The organism is Thalassotalea castellviae, assembly GCF_031846185.1.
Lineage (GTDB): Bacteria > Pseudomonadota > Gammaproteobacteria > Enterobacterales > Alteromonadaceae > Thalassotalea_H > Thalassotalea_H castellviae.
Window position 1 is genome coordinate 371,477 of record NZ_JAVRIF010000002.1, and the last position, 20,125, is coordinate 391,601.

Consider the following 20,125-nt stretch of genomic DNA (forward strand, 5'->3'; position numbering starts at 1 on the left):
ACAACATTATGCGCTTTACACATGATCTAACAGGAAAACAATTGGGATAAAGCACCAGTAAATATATACCCTGTCGCCTTAATCGTTAACGTAATAAATGTAAAAAATGCAGATGTTTATGGTATTGATCAATAATGTTATTGATCACCGCATCTTTCGACCAGCCCATAATGTCATAATCTTGTCCACCTTCGACTAAATGAACTTCTACTCGATAATAACTTTGTTCATCATCATCGTCTTCTACAACAAAGTCAGGCTGCGAATACTTTTGAGCGATCACTTGGTAAATAAACGTTTGTTCTTCACCATGTTCAATCGTTAAACTCAAACCGTTTTCATCTGATATTTTTACCTTGATTTGGTTTGCTTGTAATTCTTTTGCAACCAAATCAAAAGCCGGAGCAACCGTTTGACTAATAAACTTATTTACATTGGCTTTATTAGGGTAATCAACAACACTCTTTAAGCGCATTTGCCAACTATTATTATGCTCATTAGTCGTATGTGGTATTGCCGTTAATTGTTGACTCTCTTGTTTACACGCTTCTACCCTTAATGCTTTGATTAAACCAATAATGGCGAGTATTAATACAATTGCAAAAGGTAAAGCACTCGCGATGGTCATAGTTTGCAAGGCATTAAGCCCGCCTACTAACAACAAAATGGCTGCCACTATTCCAATGCCAACCGCCCAATAAACACGCTGCCACAATGGTGTATCGTTTTTTCCGTGCGAACAAAGCATATCAACTACCATGGCCCCTGAATCACAGGAAGTTACAAAGAAAATCACTATCATTAACACACTAAAAAATGACAGTACGGAAGTTAACGGGAAGTTTTCAAGAAAGACAAATAACGCTACGGACGTGTCTTTACTAACCATCTCACCCAGTTCAGCCACACCTTGATTATAAACAAGATCGATTGCACTATTTCCAAATACTGTCATCCAAAATAAGGTAAACACGGTAGGTATCAGCATCACCCCCACAATAAACTCTTTTATCGTGCGACCTCGAGAAATTCTCGCAATGAATAAGCCAACAAAAGGTGCCCAAGCAAGCCACCAACCCCAATAAAATATAGTCCAACCACCTATCCAATTCGTTTTTTTATAGGCAAATAAATTAAAGGTGTTGTGAACAATATCTGCCAAGTATTCACCAATGTTTTGCAAATATGCTTGCAATAAAAACACGGTAGGGCCAACAATAAAAACAAGTAATAACAAAATCACCGCTAAAACCATATTGGCTTCTGATAATCTTCTTACCCCTTTATCTAAACCTGTTGCAACAGAGATAACCGCCAACAAGGTTATCGTTGCCATGATCACGATTTGATTAGGGATAGAAACATCAATATCAAATAAATAACTAAAACCCGCATTCACTTGTGAAGCGCCTAAACCAAGTGAAGTAGCCACACCAAAAACAGTACTTACCACGGCAAAAATGTCCACTAAATGCCCCGGCCATTGATAAATTCGTTCTCCAATTAACGGGTATAAAGCTGAGCGTAATGTTAACGGTAAATTATGACGATAGCTAAAATATGCCAATACTAGAGCCACTATCGCGTAGATAGCCCATGCATGAAGTCCCCAATGAAAAAAGGTCATTTTCATGGCTTCTTGCACTGCCGCCACTGTACCTGTTTCAGCAGTAGGTGGTGACAAATAATGCATAAGCGGCTCTGCTACACCGAAAAACATTAGTCCTATGCCCATACCTGCAGCAAACAACATTGAAAGCCAGGTTAGCAGTGAATAATCGGGAATCGCATGATCAGGGCCTAAGCGAATGTCTCCATAACGGGAGAAGCCTAAAAAAATAACGAAAAAGAAAATAAACGCTACGGTCAGTACATAAAACCAACTGCCATTATCAACAATACTTTTTTGCATAAAGTTGAATAACAACTGTGCCTGACTAGGTAAAAAAGTAGTAAATATAAGCAGTGCAATAATAACGGAAGAGGCACTGACAAATACTTTCTTATTTAATTGGCTATTGGCGGCTACAGACAAAGCATTTCCCTTAATTTAATTTGAATTGATATTATATATCGATAAAGCGCCATGTAAACATTCAAGCACATAAACAAATAGAGCATTACTGGTTTATCAAAAAAAACCAATAAAGCCAAGCTTTTGAATAAATTCACTTATATTGCTAAACTACAGAAAACAACAAATATAGTTAGAACTCTAACAGTATTTACTAAAACTGAAGATATAATTATTAGGGATAAATAATATGAAATTCACTAAGCTACACTGCGCAGTTTTAACTGCAATAGCGGCGTCGAGCTCTCTCAGTGCTGAAGAAGTCACAAAAAAAGCCAAATCAGCGATTGAAGTCATCGAAGTAACGGCGACAAAACGAGCCGAATCCATTCAAGAAGTGCCTGTTACCGTGACCGCGATAACCGGTGATAGTTTGGAAAAGCTTGGCGTAGCCAATTTTGATGAGTATGTTGAGTTTTTACCTAGCGTGTCTTTTCAGGGTACAGGCCCTGGACAAAATGAAATAATCATGCGCGGCGCGGCAACAAACCAAACGAATATTTCCGTATCTTCAGTGCAAGCATTACAACCATCCGTGGCTTTTTACTTGGATGAGCAACCCGTTTCCATGCAAGGTCGTAATTTAGATGTGTACGCAACTGACGTTGAACGTGTTGAGGTACTTCCTGGTCCGCAAGGTACGCTCTTTGGTGCAAGTTCTCAGTCAGGTACAGTACGTTTAATCACGAATAAACCCACTCATGATGGCTTTGCTGCCGGTTTTGATACTAGCATTAGCAGCACGAAAGGCGGCGACATGAGTAACTCTGTTGAAGCTTATTTTAATATGTCTTTATCAGATGATATTGCGGTACGTGTTGCCGCCTATAATGATCATGCGGGTGGTTGGATTGATAACATTCTCAATGTTCCTGGTGAAGGTGGCTATATTGGGAGTGCCGTTGTTGTAGATAGAATTTCTGCAGGTTGGGGCAAGTTAGCCGATCCTGAAAATACGCCAATAGTAACACCCAAAAATGATCATTTAGTGGAAGAAAACTTTAATACCACCAATTATGCGGGTGCACGTTTCGGTTTATCTTATTTAATCAATGATGAATGGGAATTGCTTGTACAGCACACGCAACAATCTCTCGATACTGAAGGGGTATTTGCTTATGATCCAAACCTTGAAGGTGAGGAATCAACCAATCGTTTTCAACCTGAAAATAACAATGACGACTTTGGTTTAACCACTTGGACATTAGAAGGACGCCTTGAGCAACTCGATATTGTTTATACCGGTGGCTATTTAGATAGAGATATTAACTCAACGATTGATTACACGGGTTATACCAATGGCGGCTTATTTGCTACTTATTACCTTTGTACCTATTCAGCAGCACCTGAAGCTCAAGAATGTCTTGATCCGACAAAATATTATAAAGAAGAGACCAGTGCATCGCGTATCACGCATGAGTTACGGGCAAATACTTCGGCGGAAAATCGCTGGCGTGTTACTGCCGGTATTTTTTATGACTCTCAAGAGTTATCTACCGTTGGTCAATTTAATATAGCGAATACTGATTTACCTCTTTTTACTAACTTACAACGCACACTGCCAGGTAATGAAGGCATTAACAGTGATGGTGGACCTTTCTCGTCTGAAGTTAGCTTCATTAATGATGTCACTCACACCATTGATCAAATAGCCGTATTTGGCCAGTATGAATATGACTTAACCGACACGGTCACTGCCAGCTTTGGTGCCCGTTGGTATCAAATCGATGATATTTATAAAGGCTCAACGTCTACCGTAGATGTCAGTGGTCGATTACGTGCATTTGGTGATGGAAGTGACGCCGCATTAACTGAGTTTTTTGGTGCTGATGAAGCCGCTGCAATTCAAGCAGCTATTGCCAGTGGTCAATTAGAAACTAGCTTACTTGATGATAACGGTGTTCTGACGGTAGATGATACTATTATTAAAGCATCGATTGACTGGAAAGTAACAGAAGATGTCATGGTATTTGCGTCTTACTCAGAAGGTTTTAGACCACCGGTTACTAACCGAGTTGGTGGTGGCTCAGCCACGTCTCAAGAAGGTGCATTTGAAGGCTTTCGCATACCTGTCTACTCAACGACGGATAGCTTAGATAATATTGAATTTGGCATTAAATCAAGCTTATTCGATCAAACGCTACGCTTTAATGCTACCGCGTATTATTCAGAAATATCTGACTTACAAACCTCGCGATTTGACCCTACCAATATCAGCTTCTTAGTATTTACCGATAATGTCGGTGATGCAGAAATTAGAGGGATTGACGGTGACTTTACTTGGGCTGCAACAGATAACTTAATGATATCGGGGGCATTTAGCTGGATTGATACCGAACTGACTTCAGTCAATGATGAACTCGTCGGTATTGCACCACCAGTGGGTAGTCGCTTACCTTTTACCGCTGAGTTTTCAGGGAATTTACAAGCAAATTACTACTACCCTATCAAAGGAGATATGTCGGGCTATATCAACGGTTCTATCAGTTATACTGGCGATAGATTAACGGGTATGACCATGAATGCTAATGTGGTAGAAGATGCCAGTCATTTAATTTATGGCACAGGCTCCGGTTTAAGTATTGAGAATGAAGCGAATGTCTATTCAGGCGTTAATTACCAAGACCGCAATGGCAATACCTACAAAGGCGGTCGATATGTGGCAGATAGTTACATTTTGGCCAATTTAAGCTTTGGCGTAACAAATGATGAATGGAAAGCAGAGCTTTTTATCGATAACTTAACCGATGAACATGCCATTTTAAATATTGATACGCAACAATTTACCCCGAAAGTTGTAACGAATAGACCTCGTACTATTGGCTTTAGGTTCTCTTACGATTTTTATTAAATCGTCGAAACGCTAACAGCAATTATAGCGAGTAAACAAAAGCCGTTTGATGTCTGTATCAAGCGGCTTTTTATTGTTAAAGTATTTTCTCTAAAAATGTCCACGTTAAAACGTAAATGGAGCTTAATCGTTGAATACCCCAAAATTTTCCGCTATTGAACAGCAACTAAAGTCAATACAAAAACTCATTCAAACGGCAAAATTCGACGATGCTATTTCATTAGCAAAGCAATTACACCAAGAATCAATTGAAACCACTCATCTCATTGAGTTGTGGTATTTAACGGCCGTTGCTCAGCGCTACAAAAAAGCATTTATCGAGGCCAATAACAGCATTCAAGCATTATTAAAACTCAATGACTCACACGCCAGAGCCTATCAAGAACAAGGTTACAATAACCTTGCCTTAAGCAAAAACTCACAAGCAAAGGTATCATTTGAGCAAGCAGTAAAACTCAACCCAAGCTTAGTGGCCAGTTGGCAAGAATTAATAAACTTGTATCGAGACGACAAGCAATTAGAAGAAGTACAAAACGCTGCCAATCAACTTGCAAAGTTAAAACAATTACCGCCGCCCTTATTAGCCGTTACCGAGCTCATGCATGAAGGAAATTTCCACAAAGCCGACCAAATTTGTCGTCACTTTCTACAACAAAATAAGCAACATATTGAAGGTATGTGTCTACTCGCGGAAATTGGCATCCAATTAAAAGTATATGATGACGCTGAGTTTTTATTAGCGAGTGCTCTTGAACTCTCTCCTAAACATATTTATGCACGTTCACAATACCTTAACCTACTGATTAAAATTGGAAAATACAAAGTAGCTGAGCAACAGGTTGAAAAACTATTAAAAGAACAACCTAACAATCTTAGTTTTAAAGTCGCTAAAGCCAATATTTTAACGGGTTTAGGAAAAATAGAACAAGCTATCGCCTTATTTGAGCAAGCCATTGCTCAAGACAATAATGTCGCTGAGTTTCATTTACAATTAGGTCATGCACTTAAAGCAAAAGGTGATATCTCGAAGGCTATTTCTGCCTATCAAACCGCTTACCAGCTTAAACCAAATTATGGCGATGCTTATTGGAGTTTAGCGAATACCAAAACTTATCGTTTTAGCGATGAAGAAATTAACCAAATGCAAACACAACAAGCGCAAAAAGGCTTATCGCTCGTTGATAGTGTGCAACTGCATTTTGCCACAGGTAAGGCATTTGAAGACAGGAAGGAATACCAAAAATCTTTTGAAGCATACCAACAAGGTAATGCATTACAATCAAGCCATAATAATTTTGATATCAATAAAATAGAGCAACAAGTCAATGATCAAATAAAATATTGTACTGCCGAGTTATTTAAAAACCGTGGCAACTTAGGACTAGATGTACCTGATCCTATTTTTATTGTTGGCTTACCCCGAGCAGGCTCCACTTTGCTCGAACAGATACTCGCATCACATAGTCAAGTCGACGGCACGATGGAACTTCATAATATTTTAGGTTTAGCATCACGACTGCGAGGAAGAAATAGAGCTGACAATCAATATCCTAAAAATTTACACGTAATAAAAGACGATTATTTCCAGCGCTTTGGACAACAGTTTATTGACGAAACAAAGGTATACCGAGAACATGCACCATTTTTTATCGATAAAATGCCGAATAATTTTCTCCATATTGGCCTGATCAAGCTAATTCTACCGAATGCCAAAATAATTGATGCACGCCGCTCACCTATGGCGTGTTGTTTTAGTGGCTTTAAACAACTCTTCGCGGAAGGCCAAGACTTTAGTTATAACCTTGAAGATTTAGGCCGATATTATCAAGCGTACTTAAAATTGATGTCACATTGGGATCAAGTATTACCTAACCAAGTTTTAACCGTTCACCACGAAGATGTCGTTGAGGATTTAGAAACACAAGTACGTAGAATACTGAATTATTGTGGCTTAACGTTTGAACAGTCATGCGTAGATTTTCATAAAACTAAACGAAATATAAAAACTCCAAGCTCTGAACAAGTGCGCCAGCCTATTTATAAAAATGCTACCGAACAATGGCAGCACTTCGAGCAATTTTTAACACCACTGAAAAAAGCGCTGAAATAAATTTAAAATTCCGTTAGCCACTTATAAAAAACATTTTAAGAAAAGGGATTACACAATGATAAAAGTACTAGTAATTAGCCTAAGTGTTGTAATTAGCGCACTATCATTTTCAGTAGCAGCGACAGATATCAAAGCGCTCAATCCCATTCAATCACTAAAAGTCACCTCTAAATTTTTTAAAAATCCCATAGAATACAATATTACTTTACCGAAAAGCTATAATGAGCCCAAAACCAAAGATAAAAAGTACTTCGTTATTTTCGATTTACATCCACGCAGCCAGCCTTATTTAAGCGGCTTACATGATTGGTTAAGCCATAATGGTGATTGGCCTTGGCTTGAATCGATTGTTGTAACACCCGCAAGTTATAATGCTGAATTTGCCAAGTTATTTGAACAAATAGCAGCAGATCCAAATAACCATACAATGCTTGATTATTTTGAGAATGACCTGTTACGAACTATTGATAAAACATATAGAACTAATGGTTTTAGAATCTATAGCGGCTTTATGGGCAACGGCGCATTAGGGTTATTTGCTTTACTTAATCGTCCTACATTATTTAATGCCTATATTATTTCTAGTCCTTCATTAGCGAATGACTTTGGTTTGATAACCTCTCAAGCCAAACTAAAGCTCACCAAAAAAGATGACAACATGCGATTTTTGTATCTCTCAACAGGTGAGCACCAATATGAACAAGCGAACCTGCCTGCTTTTGGGTTATTTGAACAAGCACTTAACACTTCAGCCCCGAGCACACTCGATTGGCAGGTACATCGCAATAATAACAATCATTATATGTCGCAACCTATCATTTCAATGATAAATGGTATTGAAGCACTTTTTAGTGATATTCATAATGATCTTAAAGCAGACTCTGAAATATCGAAAAAAGGTGTCCAAGCGATTATTGAGTATTACGAACGAATATCTGAGAAAAAATATGGTTTTAAAGTATCCGCAGAAGGTTCATTAAAAGCATTAGCGAAGTCAGTAACGGAAAAAGATAGTCAAAAGGGGTTAAACATCTACCAAAAAATAGCCGAATTATACCCTGAATCGGCCTATGCTTTATCGGCGTTAGCAAAAGCATATGCTGATCTTAATGACATTAACAAAGCGATAAAATATCAAACGCTTGCGGTAGATAAGTCAAAATCAATGATTATCTGGCATCAAAAAAAACACCAAAAATATTTAGAACAATACCAAGAAAGCCTAGTCAATCAACTTCAATAGTAGCTTAACATAAACACCGATAACGGATTAATAAGCAGCGTGTATTTACCCTATTGAGGTAAGTAAATAAATAGCGACCTATTTTCAATGACATGAATATTTTCCTCAACGAATAAAACGCCGAGAATGAAAGTTATCGGCGTTTATGATGAGGACCGTATAATAGTTTACAATTAAACTTGATTAACCGATTCAGTTAATCTCTGAAATTGTTAAATTGAAAGGATTGTTCAAGATCAGACTCTTTAACCAAGCGCATAACCGCTTGTAAATCATCACGCTTTTTACCTGTCACTCGTAGTTGTTCACCTTGAATTGACGCTTGCACTTTAAGCTTACTATCTTTGATAATTTTCACCAATTTTTTAGCAACCGGTTGTTCAATGCCTTCTTTAAATGAAATTGTTGCAGAACAATTTCTACCAGAAAATTCAGGCTCACCAACAGTCATTGCTTTAGCATCTACTTGACGTTTTGTTAATTGCGATCTCAACATATCAACTAATTGCTTTACTTGAAAATCCGCTTCAGCTTTCACCACAACATTTGGTTTTTTCCATTCTAAACTAGCTTCAACACCTCTAAAGTCAAAACGGGTACTTAATTCTCTGCTGGCATTTTCAGTTGCATTTCGAACTTCTTCTATATTAATTTCTGACACAATATCCATTGAAGGCATTTTATTCTCGCTTAACTTTACTAATTCACAACGTTTAGAAGGCTATAATACCAAAAAGTATATCTTTGAAAAACTAATAATCCTCATAGCATGTAGTCAAATTCTCATGTTATGATTTGGTAATGAAAACCCGACAACCTCTTATAATTTTACTGCTTATTATCTTCACGATAATGTTACTCACCTTCGCATCTTTTGATCTCCACGTTATTATTGAACAAAGCTTACAATTAGACACTATCGGTCATTTTCTAGGTTTTTATTTTTTAACCTGGTTTTTACATAAAAACTTATCACTGCCTTTGTTAAATATCTGTCTTTGCATGATTTTTTATGCTGCCGTAACAGAGTTAAGTCAAATGTATTTAGGTTTTAGAAAGGGGGAAATGAGTGACTTTATTGCAGATGTTGTCGGCATTTCACTTTATTTGACGATAGTTTGGCTTAAACGTCCATTACATAAAAAAGAGCCACGATGAATATTGTTATTATTGGTCAAGGTGCTATTGGCTTATTATGGTATTTTAAACTTAGTCAATGCGCGAATAATCACGTAACTCTGCGATGTTCAGGCAATGTCAACAATGTACCAAACAGCATGACATTTACCGATAGCAAACAACAGCAACACCAACAAATATTGACCCTTGCAAGTGATGAACACTTACAACAAGCTGAGCTGATCATTTATTGTTTAAAAGCTTATGCACTTGAGCAAGCACATCAGCAATATCAAACATTCTTTAACAAAAATGCCGCTCTCATTTTCTCTCATAATGGCCTCCTAAACGTTCAATCATTCGACGTACAAGTGAACAGTGACCAAGCGATAGCTGCAATGTTAATGACACATGGTAGTTTAAAAAATGATAATTTTAATATTACTCATACCGGTGAGGGAAAGAGTGATATAGGTTTAATAGCGGGTAATATTCCAGAAAAAAGACGCATCAAATTAGTAGATACATTAGATAAAGCCCTACCGTTAGTGACTTGGCAAAAAGATATCAAAATACAGCAATGGATTAAGCTCGCCATAAATTGCGTGATCAATCCACTAACCGCTATTAATAATTGCAATAATGGTGAGGTAACCAACAAAAAATTTAAGCAAAAAATTGAAGGGATCTTACATGAAGTGGTAATGATTGCGCGCAAGCATAATGTCTCTTTATCGTTAACCGAATTAATCCAAACGGTATTAAATGTCGCAAACAATACGGCATTAAACTGTTCATCAATGCGCAGTGATATCCTTACCAGTAGAAAAACTGAAATCGATCATATTAACGGTTTTATTCATCAGCAAGGCCTGATATATCACATATCAACCCCGCATAACACGGCTCTGTGGCAACAAATAAAAAAGCTAGAAACCGAATATAGCTCCTAGCTTCATTAAATAATGACTGTTAGTTATTGCTAAAAACGTAACTTAAGGACGATATACTTTCGCGTTTTTAAAGCCATTATCAATTAAATAAAGTGCTTGTAGTTTACTCATCACCCCTTGGTCACAATAGAGTAAATAATCTTTAGATTGATCTAAATCGCCATATTGCGTTGATAATTTATAAAAAGGTAAATGCTTTACTTCTACGCCGTCTAATTCTAACGGGTTCTCGTCTTCTTCTTCCGGACTACGAATATCAAGAACAATGGCATTGTCACCAATATTAGCGACCTCATCAACAGCATGAATTTCTTCTTCCGCAGCATCACCAATATCGCGAATATCAAAGATTCTAGTAGCTTCAACAACTTGATCTAAAATAGAAAAATCAAAGTTTTCTTCTTCTGCTTCAATTTTCGATAAAACAGCTTTTACTGTCGGCTTTTTCGAAATAACACCACAATACTCAGGAATCGTTTTTGAGAAGTCTTCGGTGCCAATTTCACGGGCGATATCGATAATATCTTGTTTATCATATGCCGCCAAAGGACGTAAAATTAAAGTATCGGTGACACGATCAATCACATTTAAATTCGTCAAAGTTTGACTCGATACTTGCCCTAAGGCTTCACCAGTTACCAGTGCTTGGATGCCACGTTTTTCAGCGACCTTTGCCGCAGCACGCATCATCATACGCTTTAACACAACCCCCATTTGACCGTTTTCAATTTTCTCTAAAATTTCGGCAACAACCGGTTCAAAATCAACAGCAAAAAACTTAATGCGATGTGATGCGCCAAATTTATTCCATAAATAATGGCTAACTTCTTTGACGCCAACTTCATGGGCAGAGCCACCAAGGTTGAAAAAACAAAAGTGCGTGCGCGCCCCTTTTTTAATCATTTGAAAACTGGAAACCGCTGAGTCGAAACCACCTGACATTAACGATAAAACATCTTCTTGAGTCGCAATAGGGAAGCCACCTAAACCTTTAAACTTATGAGTCACGATAAAGAGCTCTTGATGTTTAACCTCTAAATTAATTGTCACTTCAGGTTTTTTTAACTTAACTTTTGCGCTCTCTACGGCTTGATTAAGACCACCACCAACATATTGTTCAATTTGTAGTGAACTAAAGTCATGATCGCCATTTCGTTTCGCTCTGACACAAAAAGTTTTATCTGCAATTGTATCGGCATGCACCGTGAGAGTTTTCTCAAAAATATCATGTAAATCAGTAAATTCTGTGCGCTTCACTTCGATAAATTGAGCTACACCAGGAATACATTGCAGTGTTTCAATTAATTGTTCGCGATTTTTTTCATCAAGATTTTTAGTATTAACTTCAATACTGTCCCAGTTAATCTTGGTGGTCACTTGCTCATCAACACGGCGTAAAACGTTTTTAATATTAGACTCTAATATTTTGGTAAAACGCTTACGTACAGGGCGACTTTTTATCGCAATTTCTGCCTGTAACTTCACAATAAACTTCATAAATAATACCGATGTTGAAAACCCAAGAAAATAATTGGCGCGCATTATACCTTATGCCTTAGCGATATGTACAAAATTTGACGCACAAAAAAAGATCTCAACTGAGATCTTTTTAAATAGCTTAAATTTTCAATTACTTACTTAATTATCACTTTTAATCACTGAAAATGGCTCGGTTTCTTTAGGCTTACCTTGATTGATCGATATTTCAACACGACGATTACGACGTCTGTTTAGCGCATTGGTATTTGGCACCAAAGGACGAGAGTCTGCGTGGCCTGCTACTAACATACGCGAATCATCAAATCCCGGCACTTTCACTAACTCATGAGCAATTGCTACAGCACGTTTGCTCGATAGATCCCAGTTAGAGGTAAATAACTCAGAGCTAATCCCTTGATTATCAGTATGACCTGAGACCATGATTTCACCAGGCACTGTTTTTAATAACTCGCCTATTTCTCTCACAATAGGCTTAAACTTAGGCTGTAAAAATGCTGAGCCAGATGGAAAGGCACCATTTTCACGAATACGAATGATCACCTGTTGACCTAAGGATTCCAGCTCTATCGCGCCATCTTGAATCTGTTGTTCTAATTGTTGTGCAATTTTTTTCGCTAAGTCGTTAACTTGTTCTTCCGAAGCTTGTTCCAGCTCATCTTTTGCTTTTTGCATTGCTTGAGCTGACATTTCATCAGCGGTACTTTGCGATTGACCACCGCGTTCTGTACCTCGTTGCTCTTGACGACCACCGGCAGATGTTTCATCTCCCGCTTGAAATTCTAACATTTGTTGCGTCATTTCAACGGTTTGCTGTTGAATTACTTCTATAGGCGTTGGCTCAGGTTTACCTGGTCTAAATTCTTGCGCGATAATGCTAGTGCCTTTAGGAATATCTTTGACTTCAATTTTGTTTTGCACACCAAAAGCAAACTTCATTGAACCGGCAATCTGCTTAAACTTTAAAACATCCATTTCTGAAAAAGATAAAAGCAGTACAAAAAAGCACATCAGTAACGACATCAAATCAGCAAAAGTACCCATCCACGCTGGCAACCCCGGTGGTGGACATTTACATTCTTGATCAGCCATAAATCCCTCAATTACTCTTCGGTAGTGTCAATTTTACGTTTACCTTCAGCAAGATAATTCTTCAGTAAACCTTCAATGACTCTTGGGTTTTGACCATCTTGAATACCTAACACCGCATCCAAAATAAGTTCTTGGTTAAGCTTTTCTTCGCTTAAACGAATTTTTAATTTATTCGCAATAGGAATGGCAATCACGTTCGCTAAAAATGCACCATATAAAGTTGTTAAAAGTGCAACTGCCATTGCCGGACCAATCGCTTTTGGATCATCCATGTTTGATAACATGGCAACTAAACCTATCAGGGTACCTATCATGCCCATAGCAGGTGCTACATCCGCTAAGGCCATCATCATACCAATACCCGTTTCATGGCGTTCGGTAGTGAGATTAATATCTTTTTGTAATGTGCCACGCACCACATCGGCATCATGACCATCAACAAGCATATCAACCCCTTTTTGCATAAAAGCATTGGTGATTTCAGCTTCTTCAAGAGCTAAAAACCCCCCTTTACGAGCAGCATCCGCCATTTCAACAGATTTCTCAATTAATTCATCAGGTTGTTCAATTTTAAACATGAACGCTTTGCCCATGATTTTACCAATACCGAAAAACTGTCCGAGATTATAGTTAGACAAAACAACAAATAAGGAACCACAGAATACAATCAGAACCGATTGAGTATCCACAAACATGCTGATATCGCCACCTAAAATCATTGCCATGACAATAAAACCAATGGCACCTAATATTCCCAGTAGCGTAGCTAAATCCACATAAGCCTCCAAAATATGTTACTAAATCCTACACCTTTAAATTGATAATACCTCAAGGTTTTAGGATACGCGAATACAAATACTAAATTCAGCTAAACATAAACGACGTAATTAAGTTGAAAAGTGAAGTTGGTATTTTTCTTTGTTATACAGTTATTATCGTCCATATTGTCAATAACTTAACCCTAATTGAAGATTATTTTTTTTATCGAATAAAAATAAGCGCCATTGACCAATTAGACGAGCTAAGGTAACTTGCGCGTTACCTATAAAAATAGTGATATATTTTTCCTAATGGCACGTAAAAAAATTGAAAATTTAAGCTTCGAAGATTCTTTAAATGAGCTTGAAGATATTGTCCAAAGCCTCGAAAAAGGTGAGTTAAGTTTAGAAGACTCGATGACCTTATTTGAACGAGGACTTAGTTTAAGCCAAGTCAGTCAAACCAAACTAAAAGAGGCTGAGCAAAAAGTCCAAATTTTAATGGACAATAAAGGCGTAAGCAAACTCGAAGACTTTAATTATGATGAGAGCTCTCAGTAGTGACTAAGCTAGCGCAGCTTGAATATTTTCAAGAAAGAACGAACCAGTTTTTACTAAAAAAACTAGACAGTTTACCTATTAATGATCCAAAACTGCTTGAAGCGATGCGTTATGGTTTATTAATTGGCGGAAAACGGATGCGTCCATACCTTGCTTATATTACCGGCGAATCTTTATCCGTCAGTGAAAATGACCTTGATGGTATAGCTGGCGCATTAGAATGCATTCATGCTTATTCTTTATTACATGATGATCTTCCTGCGATGGATGACGATGATCTCAGGCGAGGTAAGCCAACATGTCATATTGCTTTTGATGAAGCGACGGCTATTTTAGCTGGCGATAGTTTACAAACTTTAGCATTTGATATTTTAGCGAATCACCCATTCTCCTCAGCGATTGCAAGCAAGCGTATCCATCTGATCCAACAGTTAGTAAAAGCTAGTGGCTATCAAGGTATGTGTGGTGGTCAAGCGCTTGACCTTTCGGCAACTAACAAAACTATTTCTTTAGATGAATTAGAAAAACTACACACGCTAAAAACCGGTGCTTTGCTTGAAGCATCAGTGTTAATGGCAGCGGAATGTTCTCACCAGATAACCGAACAAGAAAAAGAACAACTCTCAACGTTTGCTAAATTAATCGGGTTAGCTTATCAAGTGCGTGACGATATCATCGATATTACTTCTAGCGAAGAAGTACTCGGTAAACCCGCAGGTTCTGATATAGAAGCGAATAAAAGTACCTACCCTGCACTGCTTGGTTTACAGGGTGCACAGCAAAAAGCTGACAACTTATATCAACAAGCACTACAAGCTTTACATCATTTGCCTTACAATACACAGAATCTATCGGAATTTGCGACTTTTATCATTAGCAGAACTAGCTAAGTTGCTGCCAAGTACAAGTACAGTTGCTGAAAATAATAACTATGACTATAAACCTGAACGACTACCCTTTACTCTCGAAAATCAATTATCCGGCTGATTTACGTCAATTAGATCAAGCCAGCTTACCGCAAGCAAGTGAAGAATTGCGTCGTTATTTATTAAATTCCGTTAGTAATAGTAGTGGTCATTTTGCTTCAGGGCTAGGCACTATAGAACTAACCGTTGCTTTACATTATGTGTATAACACGCCATTTGATCATGTCATTTGGGATGTTGGCCACCAAGCTTATCCTCATAAAATTCTTACGGGACGTCGAGACCAACTGCATAGCATAAGACAAAAAGATGGCTTACATCCTTTTCCTTGGCGCGAAGAAAGTGAATACGACGTTTTAAGTGTCGGTCACTCAAGTACTTCAATTTCTGCGGCGCTTGGTATGGCAGTCGCGGCTGAAAAAGAAGGCAAAAATCGTAAAACAGTTGCGGTTATTGGTGATGGTGCGATGACTGCTGGCATGGCATTTGAGGCATTGAACCATGCCGGCGATATTCATAAAGATATGTTAGTTGTGCTAAACGACAATGAAATGTCGATCTCTGAAAATGTTGGCGCATTAAATAATCATTTAGCAAAAATGCTTTCTGGTAGTTTATATACCGGAATTAGAGAAGGCAGTAAGCGCATACTTAAAAATATTCCGCCAATCAAAGAACTTGCCAGTCGTGCGGAAGAACATTTAAAAGGTATGGTTGTACCAAGCACCTTTTTTGAAGAGTTAGGCTTTAATTATATCGGGCCTATTGATGGCCATGATGTTAATGGTTTAGTGGACACCATCAGTAATATGCGTAGCCTAAAAGGTCCACAATTACTGCATATTGCCACCAAAAAAGGTAAAGGCTATCACGCTGCCGAGCAAGACCCTATCAAGTATCATGCTGTACCTAAGTTTAATCCCGATGACACGAATCTGCCCGCCAGTAAGCCTAGCTTGCCAACCTATTCAAAAATATTTGGTGATTGGTTATGTAAAACGGCAGAACAAGATGAAAAACTTGTCGCTATCACTCCAGCAATGCGTGAAGGATCAGGCATGGTAGAGTTTAGCCAAAGATTCCCGGAAAAATATTTTGATGTGGCGATTGCAGAGCAGCACGCCGTTACTTTTGCCGCGGGTTTAGCCATTGCAGGACATAACGCAATTGTGGCGATTTACTCTAGCTTTTTACAACGTGGTTACGACCAATTAATTCATGATATCGCCATACAAAATTTACCGGTTTTATTTGCTATAGACAGAGCGGGAATCGTTGGCGCGGATGGCCCAACGCATCAAGGAGCATTTGACCTCAGCTTTATGCGTTGTATCCCCAATATGATGATCATGACACCGGCAAATGAACGTGAATGCCAATTAATGTTAACAACCGGGCATAAAGCACAGGGCCCTGCTGCCGTGCGTTATCCACGCGGTAATGGTACAGGTGAAGCATTACCTGACATAAATGAAACGATTGAAATAGGCAAAGGCCGAGTCATTGTTGAAGGTAAAAATATTGCGATTGTTAATTTTGGTACCACGTTAGCAGAAGCAAGCAAAGCAGCAGAAGCAATCAATGCAACCGTTGTCGATATGCGCTTTGTTAAACCGCTTGATGAAACCTTAATTGATGATTTAGTTAAGAATCACCCCTTTTTAGTCACGGTAGAAGATAATGCCATTGCAGGTGGTGCTGGCTCTGCTGTGAATGAATACGTATTGAGTCAAGCCCATGCCATTAAAGTATTAAATATTGGTTTACCTGACTCCTTCATCAAGCATGGTACTCAACAAGAGATCCACTTTGAACTTGGCTTAGACAGCACGGGCATCCTTGAAAAAATAAAAGCATTTACCCAGTAAGATATTTGTCATTTCAAGTAATGTATGAAGCCTAAATAGTGGTAAATCACACTATTTAGGTACAATGTTTTCACCTAACAAATGAGGCATTTTTTATATACATGCATCCAAGAGATAAAGCATAAATAGATTATTTATCTGCCCTGTTAGTGATGAATCTCTTGTCATCAATCCAATGATTTTCCTGTTACTCCTGACAAGTGTAAGAATAAAATTCCACATCAGCCCACGCTTATCTATTCCATTACCACATTTTCACTAGACCTAAGCCTAAAATTCACGTTATAAAAGCCACTACAGTAATCATTTGGCTCTATCATATGCGCAAATTATTTGGATTGGTCTTTGTAACATGTTTCGTCAGTAATCTCTGTTTTGCACAAGTTAATATAAGAGATGCACAGACAATTAATGATCTTCATCAACAAATGAAAAACGGACAATTGACCAGCGTAGCACTGGTACAATTTTACCTTGACCGTATCAATAAAATTGATAAAAACAACGCGACATTAAATGCTGTCTCACAATTAAATCAACATGCTTTGCAACAAGCCAAATCGTTAGACGAACAATTTATTAAGCGCGGTTTTGTTGGGCCATTACATGGTATTCCAGTATTATTAAAAGATAATATAGATACCCTAGACAACATGGCTAATACCGCAGGATCACATGCATTAGCTAACAATTTTCCAGAAAATAACGCCTTTTTTGTCACACAATTGAAAAAAGCGGGAGCAATAATTTTAGGAAAAACTAACTTAAGTGAATGGGCAAATTTTCGTTCTACGTCCTCTTCAAGCGGATGGAGCGGATTATACGGACAAACTCTCAATCCTTATGATCTAACCACCTCCCCATGTGGTTCAAGCTCGGGCTCAGGCGTTGCAATTGCCGCTAACTTAGCAACGGTTGCGGTTGGAACTGAAACGGATGGTTCAGTCACTTGCCCTTCCGCAATAAATGGCATAGTAGGCATTAAACCAACATTAGGTACGGTAAGTCGAAGCGGCATTATCCCTATTGCCCATAGTCAAGACACTGCAGGTCCAATGGCGCGCACGGTAACTGATGCGGTAATATTACTCAGTGCTATGGTAGCCGAAGATCCACAAGACCCAGAGGCAAACTCTTCTGCCATTGATTACCTTTCTCATTTAAAAACGGATGGATTATCAGGCAAACGTATAGGCGTTGTGAGAAACTTGATGGGGTATCATAAAAAGTTAGATGCGCAATTTGAGCAAGCTATTGAAACCATCAAGGCTCAAGGCGCTATTATCGTCGATAACACAAATTTTGAGAATATGGAGAAGTGGGGCGAAGCAGAATTTACGGTTTTATTATATGAATTTAAAAACGACTTAAATAAGTATTTAGCCAATACCGCCAAAGGGTTACCTAAATCACTGACGGATATAATTAATCACAATCAGCAAAATAAAAGTTTAGCAATGCCTTACTTTGATCAAGAAATTATGATCATGGCCAATGAAAAAGGTCCGTTAACAGATAAAGACTATCTAGAGGCACTAACATCTTCAAAAACAATGACACAAGAAAATGGCATAGATCTATTACTTAAAACGCACAATTTAGATTTGCTGATAGCCCCAACAACAGGGCCAGCATGGAAAATAGACCATATTAACGGCGATCATTATTTAGGTGCCGCATCGAGTGCAGCAGCAATTTCAGGGTATCCCCATATTACCGTTCCAATGGGCTTTGTACATCACTTGCCCGTTGGCATTTCTTTTATCGGGGGTAAATTGCAAGAGGGTAAATTAATTGAAGCCGCTTTTTCATATGAACAAGCGACACAACATAGAAAACCGCCGAGCTTTATTCATAAATAAGCTGATGTTATCGCGAATGTAAATAGATAAAAAAACACGAGTAAACTCGTGTTTTTTTGTGAGCTTTTCTGGCGGAACAATTATTCAGAAATATATTCAACCACTTCTAACCCAAAACCTGATAACGAATGATATTTCACTTGAGAGCTCAACAAACGCATTTTCCCTACCCCTAAATTAGAAAGAATTTGTGAGCCAACACCTACATTTCTTGAACCGACGTGTCGTTGCACTTCTTTCACGGTTTCACCAGCATCTAATTTAGCGTACTTAGTTACCGTCGCAATAAGCTCTTCTGGTGATTCATGTTTTCCTAGAAGTACTAATACACCGCCTTCTTGGCCAATTTTTTCTAAGGCATTGCCGATTGGCCATTTTGCAACACTTTCACGTTGACTAAAGAGCAAATCGCGGAAAGTATTTTCTAAATGAACACGAACTAACGTAGGCTTCTCTGAGTTAATTTCACCTTTCGTTAAGGCAAAATGCGCTTGACCATCGATGGTATCTTTAAAAACTGTTAAGTCGAACTCACCAAAAGCCGTTGGTAGTTTACATTGAGAAATACGTTCGATGGTAGTTTCGTTAGCATTTCTATATTCAATTAAATCAGCAATCGTGCCCATTTTTAAGCCATGCTTTTGAGCAATAACTTCTAGATCAGGACGACGTGCCATAGTGCCGTCTTCATTTAAAATTTCAACAATCACGGCTGCGGCTTCTAACCCTGCTAAACGAGCTAAATCTACACCGGCTTCGGTGTGACCCGCTCGATTTAACACTCCGCCATCTTTTGCCATTAAAGGAAAGATATGGCCTGGTTGTACAATGGAATGCTGATTAGCGTCTTTACCGATTGCAGCAAGCACAGTAGTTGCACGATCTGCAGCCGAAATACCAGTAGTAACGCCTTCTGCAGCTTCTATTGATACCGTAAAGTTAGTAGAAAATTGCGCATCATTTTTATCGACCATTAACGGTAAATTAAGTTTTTTACAGTGCTCAACGGACATCGGCATACAAATTAAGCCACGGCCATGAGTAGCCATAAAGTTTATCGCTTCAGGAGTCACTAACTCCGCGGCCATAATAAAATCGCCTTCGTTTTCACGATCTTCATCGTCCATCAAGATAACCATTTTACCTTGTTTGATATCTTCGATGATCTCTTTTGGAGAGTGTAAATTCATGATTTCCTCTTAATTTCTCTT

The 20,125-nt window shown here is 38.3% G+C and carries 15 protein-coding genes; 9 read left to right on the forward strand and 6 right to left on the reverse strand.

The genetic code is table 11. The features are described from left to right. Window positions 1-85 precede the first annotated feature (85 nt). Complete coding sequence (locus tag RM573_RS05385) at window positions 86-2,035, reverse strand: BCCT family transporter (protein ID WP_311578354.1); 1,950 nt, start codon at window positions 2,033-2,035, stop codon at window positions 86-88. Window positions 2,036-2,264: 229 nt separating this feature from the next. Between RM573_RS05385 and RM573_RS05390 the strand changes: the two genes are divergently transcribed. The 3 genes from RM573_RS05390 to RM573_RS05400 all read left to right on the forward strand — a co-directional run bounded on the left by RM573_RS05390 (window position 2,265) and on the right by RM573_RS05400 (window position 8,278). Beyond that, window positions 2,265-4,925: a TonB-dependent receptor gene (locus tag RM573_RS05390; RefSeq protein WP_311578357.1), complete on the forward strand. Its 2,661-nt coding sequence runs from the start codon at window positions 2,265-2,267 to the stop codon at window positions 4,923-4,925. A 130-nt stretch (window positions 4,926-5,055) separates the two neighbouring features. Next, entirely contained in the window at window positions 5,056-7,035 is a 1,980-nt protein-coding gene (locus RM573_RS05395) for a tetratricopeptide repeat-containing sulfotransferase family protein (RefSeq protein ID WP_311578360.1), read from the forward strand. 55 nt (window positions 7,036-7,090) lie between these two features. Beyond that, window positions 7,091-8,278 (forward strand): esterase, encoded by a 1,188-nt coding sequence (locus RM573_RS05400; protein WP_311578363.1) that lies wholly within the window; start codon window positions 7,091-7,093, stop codon window positions 8,276-8,278. A 196-nt stretch (window positions 8,279-8,474) separates the two neighbouring features. On the opposite strand, the gene RM573_RS05405 is transcribed toward RM573_RS05400, so the two are convergent. Continuing rightward, complete coding sequence (locus tag RM573_RS05405; protein ID WP_311578366.1) at window positions 8,475-8,957, reverse strand: YajQ family cyclic di-GMP-binding protein; 483 nt, start codon at window positions 8,955-8,957, stop codon at window positions 8,475-8,477. A 122-nt stretch (window positions 8,958-9,079) separates the two neighbouring features. Between RM573_RS05405 and RM573_RS05410 the strand changes: the two genes are divergently transcribed. Both RM573_RS05410 and RM573_RS05415 read left to right on the forward strand, forming a co-directional pair. Beyond that, entirely contained in the window at window positions 9,080-9,436 is a 357-nt protein-coding gene (locus RM573_RS05410) for a VanZ family protein (RefSeq protein ID WP_311578369.1), read from the forward strand. Beyond that, window positions 9,433-10,350 (forward strand): ketopantoate reductase family protein, encoded by a 918-nt coding sequence (locus RM573_RS05415; protein ID WP_311578371.1) that lies wholly within the window; start codon window positions 9,433-9,435, stop codon window positions 10,348-10,350. Before RM573_RS05410 ends, RM573_RS05415 begins: the two co-directional genes overlap by 4 nt. Window positions 10,351-10,392: 42 nt before the next feature. Here RM573_RS05415 and thiI read toward each other — a convergent pair whose 3' ends face one another. The 3 genes from thiI to pomA all read right to left on the reverse strand — a co-directional run bounded on the left by thiI (window position 10,393) and on the right by pomA (window position 13,715). Further along, window positions 10,393-11,847 (reverse strand): tRNA uracil 4-sulfurtransferase ThiI, encoded by a 1,455-nt coding sequence (gene thiI, locus RM573_RS05420; protein ID WP_311578375.1) that lies wholly within the window; start codon window positions 11,845-11,847, stop codon window positions 10,393-10,395. Between the two features lie 141 nt (window positions 11,848-11,988). Beyond that, entirely contained in the window at window positions 11,989-12,939 is a 951-nt protein-coding gene (locus RM573_RS05425; protein WP_311578378.1) for a flagellar motor protein MotB, read from the reverse strand. Window positions 12,940-12,950: 11 nt separating this feature from the next. After that, window positions 12,951-13,715 carry a flagellar motor protein PomA gene (pomA, locus tag RM573_RS05430; RefSeq protein ID WP_311578381.1) on the reverse strand — a complete coding sequence of 255 codons (765 nt, stop codon included), beginning with the start codon at window positions 13,713-13,715 and terminating at the stop codon, window positions 12,951-12,953. Window positions 13,716-14,009: 294 nt separating this feature from the next. On the opposite strand from pomA, the gene RM573_RS05435 reads away from it, so the two are divergent. The 4 genes from RM573_RS05435 to RM573_RS05450 all read left to right on the forward strand — a co-directional run bounded on the left by RM573_RS05435 (window position 14,010) and on the right by RM573_RS05450 (window position 18,914). Beyond that, a complete protein-coding gene (locus RM573_RS05435) occupies window positions 14,010-14,258 on the forward strand; it encodes an exodeoxyribonuclease VII small subunit (protein ID WP_311578384.1) in 249 nt (82 codons plus the stop codon). Beyond that, window positions 14,258-15,148, forward strand: coding sequence for a (2E,6E)-farnesyl diphosphate synthase (gene ispA, locus RM573_RS05440; protein ID WP_311578387.1), 891 nt, complete (start codon window positions 14,258-14,260; stop codon window positions 15,146-15,148). The genes RM573_RS05435 and ispA overlap by 1 nt, the downstream gene beginning before the upstream one ends. Window positions 15,149-15,189: 41 nt before the next feature. After that, window positions 15,190-17,052 (forward strand): 1-deoxy-D-xylulose-5-phosphate synthase, encoded by a 1,863-nt coding sequence (gene dxs / locus RM573_RS05445; protein WP_311578390.1) that lies wholly within the window; start codon window positions 15,190-15,192, stop codon window positions 17,050-17,052. A gap of 320 nt (window positions 17,053-17,372) precedes the next feature. Beyond that, window positions 17,373-18,914, forward strand: a complete 1,542-nt coding sequence (locus RM573_RS05450) for an amidase (RefSeq protein ID WP_311578393.1) — start codon at window positions 17,373-17,375, stop codon at window positions 18,912-18,914. 80 nt (window positions 18,915-18,994) lie between these two features. On the opposite strand, the gene ribBA is transcribed toward RM573_RS05450, so the two are convergent. Then, window positions 18,995-20,104: a bifunctional 3,4-dihydroxy-2-butanone-4-phosphate synthase/GTP cyclohydrolase II gene (ribBA, locus tag RM573_RS05455; RefSeq protein WP_311578396.1), complete on the reverse strand. Its 1,110-nt coding sequence runs from the start codon at window positions 20,102-20,104 to the stop codon at window positions 18,995-18,997. Window positions 20,105-20,125: the final 21 nt, after the last annotated feature.